Annotated in this window: 14 protein-coding genes; 4 read left to right on the top strand and 10 right to left on the bottom strand. The window is 69.6% G+C overall.

Features of this window, described 5'->3' with window-relative positions:
- The first annotated feature begins 47 nt into the window (after positions 1-47).
- The 3 genes from CSC71_RS08940 (at position 48) to coaE (ending at position 2,977) form a co-directional block, all read left to right on the top strand.
- Positions 48-1,307, top strand: coding sequence for a type II secretion system F family protein (locus tag CSC71_RS08940; protein WP_162374018.1), 1,260 nt, complete (start codon positions 48-50; stop codon positions 1,305-1,307).
- A gap of 20 nt (positions 1,308-1,327) precedes the next feature.
- Entirely contained in the window at positions 1,328-2,191 is an 864-nt protein-coding gene (locus tag CSC71_RS08935; protein ID WP_162374017.1) for a prepilin peptidase, read from the top strand.
- 162 nt (positions 2,192-2,353) lie between these two features.
- Positions 2,354-2,977, top strand: a complete 624-nt coding sequence (gene coaE, locus CSC71_RS08930; protein ID WP_162374016.1) for a dephospho-CoA kinase — start codon at positions 2,354-2,356, stop codon at positions 2,975-2,977.
- A gap of 209 nt (positions 2,978-3,186) precedes the next feature.
- Here coaE and CSC71_RS08925 read toward each other — a convergent pair whose 3' ends face one another.
- The 3 genes from CSC71_RS08925 to CSC71_RS08915 form a co-directional block, all read right to left on the bottom strand.
- Complete coding sequence (locus tag CSC71_RS08925; protein ID WP_162374015.1) at positions 3,187-4,137, bottom strand: Nudix family hydrolase; 951 nt, start codon at positions 4,135-4,137, stop codon at positions 3,187-3,189.
- Between the two features lie 237 nt (positions 4,138-4,374).
- The gene (gene secA, locus CSC71_RS08920) at positions 4,375-7,104 is read right to left on the bottom strand and encodes a preprotein translocase subunit SecA (protein WP_162374014.1); all 2,730 of its coding nucleotides are present in this window, start codon (positions 7,102-7,104) and stop codon (positions 4,375-4,377) included.
- Between the two features lie 140 nt (positions 7,105-7,244).
- On the bottom strand, positions 7,245-8,198 hold the full coding sequence (locus CSC71_RS08915; protein WP_162374013.1) for a M23 family metallopeptidase: 954 nt from the start codon (positions 8,196-8,198) through the stop codon (positions 7,245-7,247).
- Positions 8,199-8,205: 7 nt separating this feature from the next.
- On the opposite strand from CSC71_RS08915, the gene CSC71_RS08910 reads away from it, so the two are divergent.
- Positions 8,206-8,673, top strand: coding sequence for a DciA family protein (locus CSC71_RS08910; protein WP_162374012.1), 468 nt, complete (start codon positions 8,206-8,208; stop codon positions 8,671-8,673).
- Between the two features lie 213 nt (positions 8,674-8,886).
- On the opposite strand, the gene lpxC is transcribed toward CSC71_RS08910, so the two are convergent.
- From lpxC to murG, 7 genes are all read right to left on the bottom strand, one after another.
- The gene (lpxC, locus tag CSC71_RS08905) at positions 8,887-9,801 is read right to left on the bottom strand and encodes a UDP-3-O-acyl-N-acetylglucosamine deacetylase (protein ID WP_162374011.1); all 915 of its coding nucleotides are present in this window, start codon (positions 9,799-9,801) and stop codon (positions 8,887-8,889) included.
- Between the two features lie 251 nt (positions 9,802-10,052).
- Positions 10,053-11,300 carry a cell division protein FtsZ gene (gene ftsZ, locus CSC71_RS08900; protein ID WP_162374064.1) on the bottom strand — a complete coding sequence of 416 codons (1,248 nt, stop codon included), beginning with the start codon at positions 11,298-11,300 and terminating at the stop codon, positions 10,053-10,055.
- A gap of 115 nt (positions 11,301-11,415) precedes the next feature.
- Entirely contained in the window at positions 11,416-12,651 is a 1,236-nt protein-coding gene (ftsA, locus tag CSC71_RS08895; RefSeq protein ID WP_162374010.1) for a cell division protein FtsA, read from the bottom strand.
- Positions 12,648-13,391 (bottom strand): cell division protein FtsQ/DivIB, encoded by a 744-nt coding sequence (locus tag CSC71_RS08890; RefSeq protein ID WP_162374009.1) that lies wholly within the window; start codon positions 13,389-13,391, stop codon positions 12,648-12,650. Before CSC71_RS08890 ends, ftsA begins: the two co-directional genes overlap by 4 nt.
- Positions 13,388-14,365, bottom strand: a complete 978-nt coding sequence (locus tag CSC71_RS08885) for a D-alanine--D-alanine ligase (protein WP_211367944.1) — start codon at positions 14,363-14,365, stop codon at positions 13,388-13,390. Before CSC71_RS08885 ends, CSC71_RS08890 begins: the two co-directional genes overlap by 4 nt.
- A complete protein-coding gene (gene murC, locus CSC71_RS08880) occupies positions 14,362-15,813 on the bottom strand; it encodes a UDP-N-acetylmuramate--L-alanine ligase (protein ID WP_162374008.1) in 1,452 nt (483 codons plus the stop codon). The genes CSC71_RS08885 and murC overlap by 4 nt, the downstream gene beginning before the upstream one ends.
- Positions 15,810-16,910, bottom strand: coding sequence for an undecaprenyldiphospho-muramoylpentapeptide beta-N-acetylglucosaminyltransferase (gene murG / locus CSC71_RS08875; RefSeq protein WP_343037684.1), 1,101 nt, complete (start codon positions 16,908-16,910; stop codon positions 15,810-15,812). The genes murC and murG overlap by 4 nt, the downstream gene beginning before the upstream one ends.
- Position 16,911 lies beyond the last annotated feature (1 nt).

Below are 16,911 nucleotides of genomic sequence, written 5' to 3'. Positions count from 1 at the left end.
GCATTTCGATGACCGTGGCCGAACTGGCCCGGAACCGGGGAAAACTCATGGCCGTAACCCGCAGCGCCGCCAAGAAAAGCGTTCCTGTCGCCCGCGACACCAAGTTGCTGGTGCCCTTCGTCTGGGAAGGCACCGACAAGCGCGGGATCAAGATGAAGGGCGAGCAGGAGGCGCGCAACGCCAACCTGCTGCGTGCCGAACTGCGCCGCCAGGGCATCACCCCGAACGTCGTCAAGCCCAAGCCCAAGCCGCTGTTCGGCCAGGCCGGCTCGCCGATCACGCCGAAGGAAATCGCGTTCTTCAGCCGGCAGATGGCGACGATGATGAAGTCCGGCGTGCCGATCGTGCAGGCGCTGGAGATCATCGGCGGCGGACAGAAGAACGTGCGGATGAAGAAGCTGGTCGGCGACCTGCGCGCCGACATCGAGGGCGGCTCGTCGATGCACGAGGCGATCAGCAAGCACCCGGTACAGTTCGACGAGCTGTACCGCAACCTGGTGAAGGCCGGCGAGGCTGCTGGTGTGCTCGAAACCGTGCTGGACACCATCGCCACCTACAAGGAAAACATCGAGACGCTGAAGGGCAAGATCAAGAAGGCGCTGTTCTACCCGGCGATGACTGTCGCCGTGGCGATCCTGGTCAGCGCGGTCCTGCTGATTTTCGTGGTCCCGCAGTTCGAGGCGACCTTTGCGGACTTCGGCGCCGAACTACCTGCCTTCACCAAGGCAGTCATGGCCTGTTCGCGCGTCGCCGTGTCCTACTGGTGGCTGGCGCTGATCGTAACCGGCGGCGCCATCTTCGCCTTCATCTTCTTCAAGAAGCGTTCGCTGGCGTTCCAGCATTTCCTGGACCGCATGATCCTCAAGGTTCCGGTAATCGGCGAACTCATGCACAACAGTTCCATCGCCCGCTTCGCCCGCACCACCGCGGTCACCTTCAAGGCCGGCGTGCCGCTGGTGGAAGCGCTGGATACCGTGGCCGGCGCCACCGGCAACACCGTGTACGAGAAGGCCGTGCACCGCATGAAAGATGACGTGTCGGTGGGCTATCCGCTGAACATGGCGATGAAGCAGACCGCGCTGTTCCCGCACATGGTGATCCAGATGACCGCGATCGGCGAGGAAGCCGGCGCGCTCGACACCATGCTGATCAAGGTCGCCGAGTACTACGAACAGGAAGTCAACAACGCGGTCGACGCGCTGAGCAGCCTGATCGAACCGATGATCATGGTTGTGCTGGGCATCCTGGTCGGCGGCATGGTCATCGCCATGTACCTGCCGATCTTCAAGCTGGCCGCGACCATCTGACGCCCGCGTAGGCCGCCCGCATGGCTTATCTGGACCAGAACCCCGGGCTGGGGTATCCGCTCGCGGCCGGGCTCGGCCTGCTGGTGGGCAGCTTCCTGAACGTGGTGATCCTGCGCCTGCCGCGCCGGCTGGAATGGCAGTGGCGGCGCGACGCGCACGAGATCCTCGAGCAGCCCGACACCTACGAACCCCCGCCGCCGGGCATCGTGGTCGAGCCCTCGCATTGCCCGCACTGCAAGCACCGGCTGGCGTGGTTCGAGAACATCCCGTTGTTCAGCTGGCTGGCGCTGCGCGGCAAGTGCCGCTACTGCAAGGCGCCGATCTCGCCGCAATACCCGCTGGTGGAACTGCTGACCTGCCTGCTGACCGTGGCCTGCGTGTGGCGCTTCGGCTTCGGCTGGCAGGGCTTCGGCGCGGTGGTGCTGACCTGCTTCCTGATCGCGCTGTCGGGCATCGACCTGCGCACGCGCCTGTTGCCCGACCAGCTGACCCTGCCGCTGATGTGGCTGGGCCTGGTCGGCAGCATGGACAACCTGTACATGCCGGCCAAGCAGGCGCTGATCGGCGCGGCGCTGGGCTACGTGTCGCTGTGGGCGGTGTGGTGGCTGTTCAAGCAGCTGACCGGCAAGGAAGGCATGGGCTTCGGCGACTTCAAGCTGCTGGCGGCGCTGGGCGCGTGGTGCGGCTGGAAGGGCATCCTGCCGATCGTGCTGCTGTCGTCGCTGGTCGGCGCGATCATCGGTTCGATCTGGCTGGCGGCGAAGGGCCGCGACCGCGCGACCCCGATCCCGTTCGGCCCGTACCTGGCCGTCGCCGGCTGGATCGTGTTCTTCTGGGGCGACCAGCTCGTCGGCGCCTACCTGCGCTTCGCCGGATTGCGCTGAGCTTTTGCCTTTGTAGGAGCGGCGTAAGCCGCGACCGGGAACCGTCCGGGCTGATGGAACCGTCCGCAGAGCGCTCGGGCATGGCGGTCGCGGCTTACGCCGCTCCTACACCCCCCCATCCCGGCCTTTCCCTGCAAACAGGGGACGGGGCATCATCTCTACATGAGCGACTACCTGATCGGACTGACCGGCGGCATCGCCTCGGGCAAGAGCGCGCTGGCGCAGGCCTTCGCCGCGCGCGGCATCGCCATTGCCGATGCCGACGTGGTGGCGCGCGAAATCGTCGAACCCGGCCAGCCGGCGCTGGCCGCGGTGGTCGATCGCTTCGGCAGCGGCATCCTCGGCGCAGACGGCCGCCTGGACCGCGCCGCGCTGCGCCGGCGCATCTTCGCCAGCCCGGACGACAAGCGCGCGCTCGAATCGATCCTGCACCCGGTCGTGCGCATGCGCCTGCACGAACTCTGCGCGACCGCCGCCAGCCCCTACGCCATCGCCGCGATCCCGCTGCTGGCCGAAGGCGGGCGCACGAACTATCCGTGGCTGGACCGCATCCTGGTGGTCGACGCGCCGGCCGGGACGCAACGGCAACGGCTGATGCAGCGCGACGGCATCGACGCGGCGCTGGCGGACAGCATGATCGCCGCGCAGGCCACGCGCGCGCAGCGGCTGGCGATCGCCGACGACGTGGTGGTCAACGACGGCAGCCTGGCCGACCTCGAAGCCGCCGCGGACGAGATGGACGCGCGCTACCGCGCGCTGGCCGCCGCCGGTGCAGGAGCGACGTGAGCGTGATCGCCATCACCGAGCGCTTCGCGGACGGTTCCGCAGGCCCGGGCGGTTCCGGTCGCGTCATCCCCCTGTAGGAGCGGCGGTTTTCAACAGACGAATGTCTGGTCAAGCCGCGACCGCCATGTACCAGCTCCCCGCGAACAATTCCGCAGACCTGGACGGTTCCGCGGTCGCGGCTTGCGCCGCTCCTACAAAGGAAAGAGCCATCACGCCGGCCACAGCGACCGGATCGCGGCGATGCCCTGCGCGCCCTGCCCGCGCGCCGCGGTGATATCGGCCGGCGAAAGGCCGCCGATGGCGTAGATCGGCAACGACACCGCTTCGCGCAGCGCGGCGAAGGATTCCCAGCCCAGTGCGTCGGCGCCCGGGTGCGTCGCGGTTTCGCGCACCGGGCCGAGCACGGCGAAATCGCAGCCGATGCGCTGCGCGGCCTTCAGCTCGCCGGCGTCGTGGCAGGACGCGGCGACCGGCAATTCCTTCGGCAGCGGCCGCCCGATCGCCTCGCGCAGCTGCGTCGCGCGCAGGTGCACGCCGATGCCCAACTCGCGCGCCAGCTGCGCATCGCCATTGAGCAGCACGTCGGCGCCGGCCCGGCGGCACAGCGCGATCGCGCGTTCGGCCAGGCTGCGCATGCGCGCCGGCGCCGCCTGGCGCATGCGCAACTGCACGCGCGCGGCACCGGCGCCAAGCGCCCGCTCCAGCGCGGACAGCCAGGCCTCGTCGTCCGCGGCGGGTTCCGGCGTCACCAGGTAGCGGTCCGGGTGCAGCAGCACGCCCACCACCGGACGGTCCGCCGGCGGCATTGCGTACGAAGTCAGCCGGTCCGGCGCGACCCAGGCCAGCGCCTGGCCCTCGTGGCCGCGCGGCGCGCCCTTCCAGCCGGTGATGCGCCGCACTTCCAGGCGCAGGCGCTTGTCCGGGTACAGCTGCGGCACCTCGATCAGCGCTTCGCCGACCTCGGCCTCGATGCCGAGTTCTTCCCGCAGTTCGCGCACCAGCGCCGCCTCGGACGTCTCCCCCGCCTCGCGCTTGCCGCCGGGGAATTCCCACAACCCGGCCATGTCGCGCCCGCCGCTGCGCCGCGCCAGCAATACCCGCCCGCGCGCATCGGTGATGACGCCGGCGACGACATGGATCGAGCGGATCGGTTGGTCCATGCGGCTAGCTTGCCGGGAAGTCGGTTACGGGTGCAATCGTGCGAGTGTGACGCGCACCCGGTTCCTGCGCCGCCACGCTGGAGCGCGCCACGATTCCAAGGGGCTGGAACGACATCGCCCCCGGCTGGCGGGGGCGATGTCGGGTCATATCGGGTCTGTGCTTGCCCGGTCCGGCGCAGCGCGCCGGGCGTTCGAATGGAATGGCCCGCACGGCAATGCCGCGCAGGCAGGCCATTCTTACCCCAGCTGCCCGTGGCAGTGCTTGAACTTCTTGCCGCTGCCGCAGGGGCACGGATCGTTGCGGCCGCCCTTGTAGCCGAACGGCGACTGCACCGGCCGCGCCGCCAGCGCCGCCCGCACCTGTTCGGCCTCTTCGTCGGCGCCATAGCCGCCGGCCTCGGCGTGCTGGAACTGCAGGGCCTGCGCCTGCGCCGCCGCCTGCGCGCGCTCCTGCGCCTCCAGCGCGGCGACCTCGTCCTCGGTGCGGATGCGCACCCGCGCCAGCAGGGTCACGACCTCGCGCTTGACGTTGTCCAGCATCTCCGAGAACAGCTCGAAGGCTTCCTTCTTGTACTCCTGCTTCGGCTGCTTCTGCGCATAGCCGCGCAGGTGGATGCCCTGGCGCAGGTAATCCATCCGCGCCAGGTGCTCCTTCCAGTTCTTGTCGAGCACGCTCAGCATCACGTGCTTCTCGAGCATGCGCATGGTCTCGGCGCCGATCGCGGCCTCCTTCTCGTCGAAGTGCGCCGCCACCGCCTCCTGCACGCGCTGCTCGATGCGCTCGGCGTCGAGCTCCTCGAACTGCTGCGGCCACTGCGCGACCGGCAGGTCCAGGCCCAGCTCGGAAGCCAGTTCCACCTGCAGGCCGGGCAGGTCCCACTGCTCGTCGATCGAATTGGCCGGCACGTGGCCCTCGACGATGTCGGCGACCACGTCGCCGCGGATGCCGTCGATGTTGTCCTTCACTGACTCGGCTTCCAGCAGCTCGTCGCGCTGGGCGTAGATGACCTTGCGCTGGTCGTTGTTGACGTCGTCGTAGTCGAGCAGGTTCTTGCGGATGTCGAAGTTGTGCGCCTCGACCTTGCGCTGCGCCTTCTCGATCTGGCGGGTGACCAGGCGGTCCTCGATGACGTCCTCTTCCTTCATGCCGATCATGCGCATCGCCTTCTGCACCCAGTCGGAGGCGAAGATGCGCATCAGGTTGTCTTCCAGCGACAGGTAGAAGCGCGAGCTGCCCGGGTCGCCCTGGCGACCGGAGCGGCCGCGCAGCTGGTTGTCGATGCGGCGGCTCTCGTGGCGCTCGGTGCCGACGATGTGCAGGCCGCCGGCGGCCTTGACCGCGTCGTGGCGCTTCTGCCATTCGCGGCGGAGCTTTTCCCTGTCCAGCGGCGTGGCGTCTTCCGGCAACGCCGCCAGCTCGGCTTCCAGCGAACCGCCGAGCACGATGTCGGTGCCGCGGCCGGCCATGTTGGTGGCGATGGTCACCGCGCCCGGACGGCCGGCGTTGGCGACGATCTGCGCCTCGCGCTCGTGCTGCTTGGCGTTGAGCACCTCGTGCGGCACGCCGGCCTGGCGCAGGAATTCGGACAGCATCTCGGAGGTTTCCACCGAGGTGGTGCCGACCAGCACCGGCTGGCCGCGCTGGTGGCAGTCCTGGATGTCGGCCAGCACCGCGTTGAACTTGCCCTTGCGGTTCAGGAACACCTGGTCCGGCGAATCCTTGCGGATGGTCGGCTTGTTCGGCGGGATCACCACCACTTCCAGGCCGTAGATGCTCTGGAACTCGTAGGCCTCGGTGTCGGCGGTGCCGGTCATGCCCGACAGCTTGCCGTACATGCGGAACAGGTTCTGGAAGGTGATCGAGGCCAGCGTCTGGTTCTCGCGCTGCACCGGCACGCCTTCCTTGGCCTCGACCGCCTGGTGCAGGCCGTCGGACCAGCGCCGGCCGACCAGGGTGCGGCCGGTGAACTCGTCGACGATGATCACCTCGCCGTCGCGGACGATGTAGTCGACGTCGCGCTGGTAGATGGCGTGCGCGCGCAGCGCGGCGTTGAGGTGGTGGACCACGCTGAGGTTGTGCGGCGCGTACAGGTTGTCGTCCTGGCCGAGGATGCCGGCCTGGTGCAGCAGCGCCTCGGCGTGCTCCTGGCCGGCCTCGGACAGGTGCACCTGCTTGGACTTCTCGTCGACCCAGTAGTCGCCTTCGGCTTCCTCGTCCTTCTGCCGGGTCAGCTGCGGCACGATGCGGTTGACCCGCAGGTACAGCTCCGGCGATTCGTCGGCCGGGCCGGAGATGATCAGCGGCGTGCGCGCCTCGTCGATCAGGATGCTGTCGACTTCGTCGACGATGGCGTAGTGCAGGCCGCGCTGGTAGCGGTCCTGCTTCGACATCGCCATGTTGTCGCGCAGGTAGTCGAAGCCGAACTCGTTGTTGGTGCCGTAGGTGATGTCGGCGGCGTAGGCGGCGTGCTTGTCCGAATGCGGCATGCCCGGGTAGACCACGCCGACGCTCAGGCCCAGCCAGTTGTACAGCTTGCCCATCCACGCCGCGTCGCGGCGCGCCAGGTAGTCGTTGACGGTGACCACGTGCACGCCCTTGCCCTGCAGCGCGTTGAGGTACACCGGCAGCGTGGCGACCAGGGTCTTGCCTTCGCCGGTGCGCATCTCGGCGATCTTGCCCAGGTGCAGGACCATGCCGCCGATCAGCTGCACGTCGTAGTGGCGCATGCCCAGTACGCGCTTGCCGGCCTCGCGGCAGACCGCGAAGGCCTCGGGCAGGACCTTGTCCAGCGATTCGCCGTTGGCGATGCGCTGCTGGAACTCCGGGGTCTTGGCCTTGAGCTGCTCGTCGGAGAGCTTCTCCAGCTCCGGTTCCAGCGCGTTGATCTTCGCGACGATGCGCTGGAGCTGTTTCAGCAGACGTTCGTTGCGGCTGCCAAAGACACGGGTGAGCATGCTGTTGATCATTTACGGGAACCGGTTGGAAAGGAGCGGCGGGCGGGCCATGAACCCGCCCCCAAAACAGAACAGGGCGCGAGGCGCCCTGTCTGGCAACTGCTTATTGTAGCTTGGGACGACGGGCCGGGAATCAACCCGTCCGTTGCGCATCAACCCCGCTTCACCACGCCGACCGGGGTCGGGCCGTTGCCGAGGAACTTGCGCGGGTTGACCACGCGGCCGTTCTCCCAGACCTCGAAGTGCACGTGCGCGCCGGTGGAGCGGCCGGTGGAGCCGGCCTTGGCCACTTCGTCGCCGACGTGGACCAGGTCGCCGACCTTCACGCTCAGCCGCGAGTTGTGCGCGTAGCGGGTCACGTAACCGTTGCCGTGGTCGACTTCGACCGCGTTGCCGTAGCCGCCCTTGACCCCGGCGAAGCTGACCACGCCGTCGGCCACCGCGCGCACCGGGTCGCCGACCGAGGCCTTGAAATCGATGCCCTTGTGGAACTGGCCGCCGCGGCCGAACGGATCGGCGCGGCCGCCGAAGCCCGAGGTGACGTAGCTGTTGACCGGCGCGCCCGACGGCACCGCGTTGCGGTCCAGCTGGCGGTTGAACAGCAGCGCCTCGAGCACCGACAGCTGCTTGTCCGACGTTGCGTAGCCCTGCTCGAGCTGGGCGAGCTGGCGGTTCAGTTCGGTCGGCGACATGTCGTGGACTTCGTCGCTGTCGCCGCCGCCGATGCCGACCGGCTCCTCGAAGTCGAATTCGCCGTCCTCCAGCTGGCCCATGCGGGTCAGGCGCTCGCCCAGCGCATTGAGGCGGTTGGCCTGCGCCTGCAGCTCGCCCAGGCGCGCGGCCAGCGCGTTGATTTCCTGCTGCGCGCCTTCGCGCACGCGTTCCAGCTCGGCCTGCTGCTTGGCGGCCTTGGCCTGCAGCAGCCAGACCTGGCCCATGCCCAGCGCACTGCGCGTGCCGACGCCGGCGACCACGCCGACGGCCAGCAGCACGGCGATGCTGGCGAACGGACGGTAATGCAGGGCGTAGCGGACCCGGTAGGAAAGTTCGGCCTTGCAATGCGCCAAGCGGGTCCGGGAATTGTTTACGATGGTTTGAAAGGTCATAGGTCCGATGTCAGATTCGAAGTCCCATCCGCATCGTTCGTCGACCCCAACCCCGGCCCTGCAGGCCGCGCTGTCGGGGGCTACTTCCGATCCGGTGCGCCGTGCCCTGTGGCTGGACGCGCTGGAACAGCAACTTCGCCCCTGCCTGCCGCCCGAATTGGCCAACCATTGCCGGCTGGCCAACGTCGCGAACGGCAGACTCGTTTTTCTGGTCGATTCCCCGGTATGGCGGGCCAAACTGCGCCTCGTCGCCCCCGTACTCGTCAACCTTGCCCAATCCATCGGGTTGGCCGTCACCGAAGCGACCGCCAAGATCGGCACCGTGCCGGCAACCCCGGGCGCGGCGTCGGTGCGCAACGTATTGCCCATGTCGGCCGCCTCGCGCGAGGCGCTGCAGGCCGCCCTGGCTTCCCTGGACGATCCCGACTCCGCGGGACCGAATACCACTCCACGGTCTTCCGGCCGCCGCAGGTGAAAAGCGGTTGCCGGGACCGCCGCGATGTTACCGGCGAAACCGGCGGCAATCGTTAGGTATTCGTTAGTTTTAAGTTAAGGAAGCTGACTGGCCGGCTGCCGGATTCACAGTTCGGACAAGTGCCAAACCGGTCGACCGGGGGAGGGTTCGCGGATCGCACCCCAAGCGCCAAACCCGTCACGAACGAGGGCCGGGCCGCCGGATGGGGCGGACTCAGCCCGCCAGCGCGGGGGTGCCGTAGGCGACCGGCGTGGCGCCGGAGGCATCGTCGAAGCTGACCTCTTCCCAGGCCGAGGTCTCGGCCAGCAGGGCGCGCACCAGCTTGTTGTTGAGCGCGTGGCCGGACTTGTAGCCCTCGTAGGCGCCCAGGATGGGATGCCCAGCCAGGTACAGGTCGCCGATCGCGTCGAGGATCTTGTGGCGCACGAATTCGTCGGCGTAGCGCAGGCCGTCGTCGTTGAGCACGCGGAACTCGTCGAGCACGATCGCGTTGTCCATCGAGCCGCCGAGGCCGAGGTTGCGCTCGCGCATGTATTCGAGGTCGCGCATGAAGCCGAAGGTGCGCGCGCGCGAGACTTCCTTGATGTAGGCCGCGGTCGAGAACTCGACTTCGGCGCGCGACTGCGCCGCCGGGATCGCCGGGTGGTCGAACTGCACGGTGAAGCCGAGGCGGAAGCCGTCGTGCGGCTCGAAGCGCGCGATCTTGTCGCCGTCGCGCACCTCGACCGGCCTGGTGACGCGGATGAAGCGCTTCGGCGCGCCCTGTTCGACGACGCCGGCGGACTGCAGCAGGAACACGAACGGCGCGGCGGAACCGTCCATGATCGGCAGCTCGGCCGACGACAGTTCGACGTAGACGTTGTCGACGCCGAGGCCGGCCAGCGCCGACATCAGGTGTTCGACGGTGAGCACCTTGACCCCGTCGCGGCTGAGGCCGGTGCACAACGTGGTTTCGGTGACCAGGGTGCCGTCGGCGCGCAACTCGACCACCGGATCGAGGTCGATGCGGCGGAAAACGATACCGGTGTTCACAGGCGCCGGGCGCAAGGTCATGAAGACCTTTTCGCCGCTGTGCAATCCCACGCCGGTGGCGCGGATCACGTTCTTCAGGGTGCGCTGCTGGGACATCGGTGGAGGGAGGGGCCTGGAAGCTCGGATTCGGGCGCGAGAATAGCACGCAGAACGATGAATCTTAACGGAATAATCACATCGTTCCAGCAGTGAAACGAGGCCGCCAGCGTGGCCGTTCAGGTCGGGGGCCGCCATGGCGGGAAGTCGCGAAAACCTGCCGGGCCGTATCGGCCCGGCAGCAAGTCGGGACATGGATCTTCCTCCCTCTTCCCGCGGGCGGGAAGAGGGTTGCCACACTTGCGCCCGCCTCAGTCCGCCTGGCGGCGCAGGAAAGCCGGGATGTCCAGGTAGTCGCCCATCGGCGGCAGGTCCGCGGTCGGCGTGGTCGCCGGTTCCGCGGCGGCGCGACGCAGGCCGAGGCCGCCGACCGCGCTCTGCACCGGGTCGGCCGCTGCCGGCGCGTAGGCGTCCACCGCCAGGCCGGTGGTGGCGTCGCGGACCAGCTTGATCGGCGCGCGCATCGGCTCGCGGAAGCTGCCGCCGAAGTCGGCGCGCTCGCCGCCGCCCACGCGGGTGACCGGCTGGCGCGCCGCGGCGCGGTTCAGGCCGGTGGCGACCACGGTCACGCGCACTTCGTCCTGCATGTCCGGGTCGAGCACGGTGCCGACGACCACGGTCGCGTCCTCGGAAGCGAAGCCCTCGATGGTGCGGCCCACTTCGTCGAACTCGGCCATGGTGAAGTCCGGGCCGGCGGTGATGTTGACCAGGATGCCGTTGGCGCCGGACAGGTTGACGTCGTCGAGCAGCGGGTTCTGGATCGCCGCCTCGGCCGCGGCCTGCGCACGGTCGTCGCCGCGGGCGTGGCCGGTGCCCATCATCGCCAGGCCCATTTCGCTCATCACGGTGCGCACGTCGGCGAAGTCGACGTTGATCAGGCCCGGGCGCACGATCAGGTCGGCGATGCCCTGCACCGCGCCGAGCAGCACGTCGTTGGCGGCGCGGAAGGCCTGGATCATCGTCGCGTTGCGGCCGAGCACGGTGATCAGCTTCTCGTTCGGGATGGTGATCAGCGAGTCGCAGTGGTGGCTCAGTTCCTCGATGCCCTTCAGCGCCACCTGCATGCGCCGGCGGCCCTCGAACGGGAACGGCTTGGTCACGACCGCGACGGTCAGCACGCCCATCTCCTTGGCCAGCTGCGCCACGACCGGCGCCGCACCGGTGCCGGTGCCGCCGCCCATGCCGGCGGTGATGAACACCATGTCGGCGCCGTCCAGCGCCTCGATGATCCGCTCGCGGTCCTCGAGCGCGGCCTGGCGGCCGACTTCCGGGTTCGCGCCCGCGCCCAGGCCCTTGGTGACGTTGCCGCCGAGCTGCAGCTGCAGCTTGGCGCCGCAGTTCTTGATCGCCTGCGCGTCGGTATTGGCGGTGATGAACTCCACGCCCTCCACGCTGCTGCTGACCATGTGCGCGACCGCGTTGCCGCCGCCGCCGCCGACGCCGATGACCTTGATCACCGCGTTCGGAGCCATTTTTTCAACCAGTTCGAAATGCGCCATGTCCGTAGTCCTCATTTAGTTATAGGTTGTGTTGCTCGGGGTGTTGCAAATGCACTGCCTCTTCCTGCCTGCGCCCGTCCGCGCCTTCGCGGACGGGAAAACCGAACCGCGCGGCCTAGAACTCGCCGCGGTACCAGTTCTTCAATTTCTTGAACAAGCTGCCGGCCCTGCCGGTCGGCAGCGACGGCCGCCGCGGGTGCTCGATCTGGCTGCCCATCAGCAGCAGGCCCACGCCGGTGGCATGCACCGGGTTGCCGACCACTTCGCCGAGGCCGGTGACGTGCTGCGGGATGCCCACGCGCACCGGCATCTGCAGCATCTCTTCGGCCAGTTCGACCACGCCCTCCATCTTCGAGGCGCCGCCGGTCAGCACCATGCCGGCGCGGACCAGCTCCTCGAAGCCGGAGCGGCGCAGTTCGGCCTGCACCATCTCGAAGATCTCCTCGTAGCGGCCCTGTACCGCCTGCGCCAGCGAATGCCGCGGCAGCCGCCGCGGCGGGCGGTCGCCGACGCTGGGCACCTGGATGCTTTCCTCGGCCGTGGCCAGTTGCGCCAGCGCGCAGGCGTAGCGGACCTTGATCTGTTCGGCCTCGGGCGTGGGCGTGCGCAGCATGTGCGCGATGTCGTTGGTGACGTGGTCGCCGGCGATCGGCAGCGACGCGGTGTGGCAGATCGCGCCCTGCACGAACACCGCGATGTCGGTGGTGCCGGCGCCGAGGTCGACCAGCACCACGCCGAGCTCGCGCTCGTCGCTGGTCAGCACCGCGACGCTGGAGGCCAGCGACGACAGGATCAGGTCGTCGATCTGCAGGCCGCACTTCTGCACGCACTTGCTGATGTTGGCCGCGGCCGACTGCGCGCAGACCACCAGGTGCGCGTGCACCTCCAGGCGCACGCCGGTCATGCCGACCGGGTTGCGGATGCCCTCCTGCGAATCGTCGAGCACGTACTCGCGCGGGATCGCGTGCAGGATGCGCTGGTCGGCCGGGATGGCCACCGCCTTCGCCGCCTCGAGCACGCGGTCGAGGTCGTTCCAGGTCACCTCGCCGTCGCGGATCGGGACGATGCCGGGCGAATTCTTGCACTGCACGTGGTTGCCGGAGATCGACGCGTAGACGCTGCGGATCTCGCAGCCGGCCATCAGCTCGGCCTCCTCGACCGCGCGCTGGATCGACTGCACGGTCGATTCGATGTCGACCACCACGCCGCGCTTGAGTCCGCGCGATTCGTGCGTGCCGATGCCGATCACCTCGATCGGGTTGCCCGGCGAGTACTCGCCGACCAGCGCGGTGACCTTGGAAGTGCCGATGTCGAGCCCGACGATCAGCGATTTGTCGCCTTTTCTGTTCATGCCATGCTTGCCTGCGCCGGTTGCGACGCGTTCGATTGCGGTGCGGCCGCGCCCCAACTGAGCGCGAATCCATTCGTGTAGCGGAGGTCGGCGCGCTTCAGCGGCTGCGGATGCCGCGACAGCAGCTGCGGCAGCATCCGCGCGAAGCGCGCCAGGCGCGGCCGCGCGTCGGCGCGGCCGATCACGACCTCGGCGCCGTTGTCGAGTTCGAGCGACCAGCTGCCGCGCGCGTCCATCGCCAGCGCGCGCACCTCCAGGCCGAGCGGCGCGAACAGCCGCTTCGATTCGTTGTACAGCGCGACCACTTCCCGCGCGCGCGAATCCGGCCCGCCGAGTTGCGGCAGCCCGGCGACCGGCAGGCCCGCGGGCAGCGGGAACAGGCTCCCGCTTTCCGACAGCAGCTTGTCCTTGCCCCAGCGCGCGAACGGACGGTGCTCGACGATGCTGACCTCGAGCACGTCCGGCCAGCGCTTGCGCACCTCCGCGCGCTCGACCCACGGCAGCTTCTGCACCGCGTCCTGCGCGTCCTGCAGGCGCACGGCGAAGAAGCCGCGCCGCGCATGCGGCAGCACCGCCGCGCGCAGCTGCGCGGCATCGACGCGCTCGAGTTCGCCGTGCACGCGCAGCCGGGTCAGCGGCCAGCGCTCGGCGCCGACCCAGCCGTTGACCACGGCCACGACCGGCAGCGCGACCAGCGCGATCGCGAGCAGCCAGGCGAAGAGGCGCAGCGCGGTGTTCATCTCGCGCCCGCCTCCGGCATCGTCTGCTCGAGGATCCGCCAGCACAGCTCCTCGAAACCGACGCCGACCTGCCCCGCCGCCTTCGGCACCAGCGAATGGCTGGTCATGCCCGGCGCGGTGTTGACCTCGAGCAGGTAGAAGCCGCCGGTCGCGCGGTCGCGCATCACGTCGACGCGGCCCCAGCCGCTGCAGCCGGCGGCCTGGAACGCGGCCAGCGAGAGGCGGCGGATTTCGGCTTCGTCGCCGCCATCGAGGCCGGGGCACAGGTACTGCGTGTCCTCGGCGACGTACTTGGCGTGGTAGTCGTACCACTGGCCCTTGGGCACGATCCGGATCGACGGCAGCGCGACGTCGCCGAGGATGCCGACGGTCAGCTCGTCGCCGACCACCATCTGCTCCATCAGCAGCTCGCCGGGGTAGCGCGCGGCCAGCGCGACCGCGTCGCCGAGGCCGGCGGCGTCGAACACCCGCGACACGCCGACGCTGGAGCCTTCCATCGACGGCTTGACGATCAGCGGCAGGCCGATTTCCTTCGCCGCCGCATCGACGTCGTCGCCCTTCGCCAGGCGCTTGTACTTCGGCGTCGGCAAGCCCAGCGACAGCCACACCTGCTTGGTGCGGATCTTGTCGAGGGTCAGCGCGCTGCCGAGCACGCCGGAGCCGGTGTACGGGACCTTCAGCGCGTCGAGCAGGCCCTGCACGACGCCGTTCTCGCCGTCGCCGCCATGCAGGATGTTGAAGACGCGGTCGATCCTGCCGGCGCGGATTTCCTCCAGCAAGGCGGGAATGCCGTCGACCGCGTGCGCATCGACGCCGCGCGCGCGCAGCGCCTCGAGCACGTTGCCCCCGGAATTCAGCGATACCTCGCGCTCGCTGGAGTCGCCGCCGAGCAGCACGGCGACGCGCCCGAAGGCCTTCGGGTCGGTAACGCGCAGTGGCGGGAAACCGGCGTTCGTCACGGATGCCTCGCTCATTGGTGCCCCGCCGTTTCGAATCCGTGCGCCGCGATCTGCTGTGCGACGTGGCCGATGTCGCCCGCCCCCATCATCAGCAGCAGGTCGCCGTCCTTCAGCACGTCGGGCAGCACGCTGGCGAGGTCGGCGACCTTGCCGACCACGACCGGTTCGTTGCGCCCGCGCGCGCGGATCGCACGCGCCAGCGACTTCGCGTCGGCACCGGCGATCGGCGCCTCGCCCGCGGGATAGACTTCGCTGAGCACCAGGGCGTCGACGTCGGACAGCACCGCGGCGAACGCGTCGAACTGGTCGCGGGTGCGGCTGTAGCGATGCGGCTGGAACGCGACCACGAGGCGCCTGTCCGGCCAGCCGCCGCGCGCGGCGGCGAACACCGCCGCCAGTTCCTTCGGGTGGTGGCCGTAGTCGTCGACGATGCGCACCTTCGCACCGCCCGGTGTGGTCACTTCGCCGAGGTCGTTGAAGCGGCGGCCGACGCCGGCGAACTTCTCCAGCGCGGCCGCGATGTGCTGCGGCGACACCCCCAGCTGCCAGCCGATCGCGGCGGCGGCCAGCGCGTTCTGCACGTTGTGGCGGCCCGGCAACGCCAGCGACACCGGCACGCCGACGTCCTCGGGCAGGCGCAGGGTGAAGCGCATCCGCGCGCCGTCCTGCACGACGTCCTCGGCGCGGACGTCGGCGTTCCCGGCGAAGCCGTAGCTCATCACGTGGCGCGGCGTCTCCGCGGCCAGCGCGGCGACTTCCGGGTCGTCGATGCACAGCACCGCCAGTCCGTAGAACGGCAGGCGCTGCAGGAATTCGGCGAACGCGGCCTTGACCCGGGCGAAATCGTTGCCGTAGTTCTCCAGGTGGTCGGCGTCGATGTTGGTGATCACCGCCATCAGCGGGCTCAGGCGCAGGAAGCTGCCGTCGCTTTCGTCGGCCTCGGCGACCAGCCACTGGCCGCCGCCGAGCTTGGCGTTGGCGCCGGCGGCGAGCAGTTGCCCGCCGATCACGTAGGTCGGGTCGAGGCCGCCTTCGCTGAGCACCGACGCGATCAGGCTGGTGGTGGTGGTCTTGCCGTGGGTGCCGGCGACCGCGATGCCGCGGCGGAAGCGCATCAGTTCGGCCAGCATCGCCGCGCGCGGCACGATCGGGATGCGCTGGCTGCGCGCCTCCATCAGTTCCGGGTTGTCGGGCTTGATCGCGCTGGACACGACCACGCAGTCGGTGCCGAGCACGTTCGCCGCGTTGTGCCCGCGCATCACCCGCGCGCCGATCGACGCGAGGCGGCGCGTGGTCGCGTTGTCGGCGTTGTCCGAACCGGAGACCTCGTAGCCCAGCGTGCACAGCACCTCGGCGATGCCGCTCATGCCGGAACCGCCGATGCCGACGAAATGCACGCGCCGGAAGACCTCGGCGAGGTTGCCGGTGTTCTGCAGGCGGCGCTCGCGCGCGGGGGCCATCATGGTGCGGACTCCTGGAGGATGATGTCGGCGATGCGCTCGGCCGCATCGGGTTTGGCCAGCGCGCGCGCGGCTTCGGCCATCGCCAGGCGCTTGCCCGGGTTGGAAACCAGTTCGCGCAGCACCGGCTGCAGGTTCGCGGCGAGCTGCCCGTCCTGCTTCAGCAGCAGCGCCGCGCCGTGTTCGGCGAGGTATTGCGCGTTCCGGGTCTGGTGGTCGTCGACCGCCGCGGCGAACGGCACCAGCACGCTGCCGACGCCGGCCGCGCACAGTTCCGCCAGGGTCGAGGCGCCGGAACGGCAGACGACGAGGTCGGCCCATGCGTACGCGCCGGCCATGTCGGCAATGAAGCTTTCGACGCTGGCCTTCACCCCGGCCCGCGCATAGGCCGCGTCGGCCTCGGCGCGCAGCTTCTCGCCGCACTGGTGGCGCACTTCGATATCGGAATCGCCCAGCTGGGCCAGCACGCGCGGCAGGGCGTCGTTCAACGCGCGCGCGCCCTGGCTGCCGCCGAGCACGAGCAGGCGGACCGGCGCATCGCCCGCCTCCATCGCGCGCGACGCGAAGCGCTGTGCCGGCGGCGGCAGCGCGGCGATCTCCTCGCGCACCGGATTGCCGACCGCTTCCTCGCGCGGCAGGCCGCTGCCGGGGAAGCCGACCAGCACCCGCCGCGCGAACTTCGCCAGCACGCGGTTGGTGAAGCCGGGCGCGCGGTTGGATTCGTGCACCAGCAGCGCGCGGCCCTGCAGCCGCGCGGCCATGCCGCCGGGGCCGGCGGCGAAACCGCCGAAGCTGACCACCACGCGCGGCGCGCGGCGCTTCAGCACCTTGCCCGCGGCCACCACCGCGTTGAGCACGCGCAGCGGCGCGCCGAGCAGGGCCAGCTTGCCCCTGCCGCGCAGGCCGCTGATCGCGACGGTGTCGATGTCGATGCCGTGCTGCGGCACCAGCCGGGTTTCCATCGACCCGTCGGCGCCGAGCCAGGTCACCGGCACGCCGCGCCGGCGCAGCACCTTCGCCACCGCCAGCGCCGGGAAGATGTGCCCGCCGGTGCCGCCGGCCAGGATCATCACCGAGTTGAGCGAGGGGTTCGCGACCATG

This window comes from Pseudoxanthomonas sangjuensis (assembly GCF_010211755.1).
Taxonomy (GTDB): Bacteria; Pseudomonadota; Gammaproteobacteria; order Xanthomonadales; family Xanthomonadaceae; genus Pseudoxanthomonas_A; species Pseudoxanthomonas_A sangjuensis.
Note: the sequence above shows the minus strand (reverse complement) of the source record. Positions and strands in the feature narration are given on the sequence as shown.

What these genes read in the sequence shown, in the direction of transcription:
- CSC71_RS08940 (WP_162374018.1), top strand. Translation starts at nt 48, where the DNA reads ATGGCCGTAACCCGCAGCGCCGCCAAGAAAAGCGTTCCTGTCGCCCGC.
- CSC71_RS08935 (WP_162374017.1), top strand. Translation starts at nt 1,328, where the DNA reads ATGGCTTATCTGGACCAGAACCCCGGGCTGGGGTATCCGCTCGCGGCC.
- coaE (WP_162374016.1), top strand. Translation starts at nt 2,354, where the DNA reads ATGAGCGACTACCTGATCGGACTGACCGGCGGCATCGCCTCGGGCAAG.
- CSC71_RS08925 (WP_162374015.1), bottom strand. Translation starts at nt 4,137, where the DNA reads ATGGACCAACCGATCCGCTCGATCCATGTCGTCGCCGGCGTCATCACC.
- secA (WP_162374014.1), bottom strand. Translation starts at nt 7,104, where the DNA reads ATGATCAACAGCATGCTCACCCGTGTCTTTGGCAGCCGCAACGAACGT.
- CSC71_RS08915 (WP_162374013.1), bottom strand. Translation starts at nt 8,198, where the DNA reads ATGACCTTTCAAACCATCGTAAACAATTCCCGGACCCGCTTGGCGCAT.
- CSC71_RS08910 (WP_162374012.1), top strand. Translation starts at nt 8,206, where the DNA reads ATGTCAGATTCGAAGTCCCATCCGCATCGTTCGTCGACCCCAACCCCG.
- lpxC (WP_162374011.1), bottom strand. Translation starts at nt 9,801, where the DNA reads ATGTCCCAGCAGCGCACCCTGAAGAACGTGATCCGCGCCACCGGCGTG.
- ftsZ (WP_162374064.1), bottom strand. Translation starts at nt 11,300, where the DNA reads ATGGCGCATTTCGAACTGGTTGAAAAAATGGCTCCGAACGCGGTGATC.
- ftsA (WP_162374010.1), bottom strand. Translation starts at nt 12,651, where the DNA reads ATGAACAGAAAAGGCGACAAATCGCTGATCGTCGGGCTCGACATCGGC.
- CSC71_RS08890 (WP_162374009.1), bottom strand. Translation starts at nt 13,391, where the DNA reads ATGAACACCGCGCTGCGCCTCTTCGCCTGGCTGCTCGCGATCGCGCTG.
- CSC71_RS08885 (WP_211367944.1), bottom strand. Translation starts at nt 14,365, where the DNA reads ATGAGCGAGGCATCCGTGACGAACGCCGGTTTCCCGCCACTGCGCGTT.
- murC (WP_162374008.1), bottom strand. Translation starts at nt 15,813, where the DNA reads ATGATGGCCCCCGCGCGCGAGCGCCGCCTGCAGAACACCGGCAACCTC.
- murG (WP_343037684.1), bottom strand. Translation starts at nt 16,910, where the DNA reads ATGGTCGCGAACCCCTCGCTCAACTCGGTGATGATCCTGGCCGGCGGC.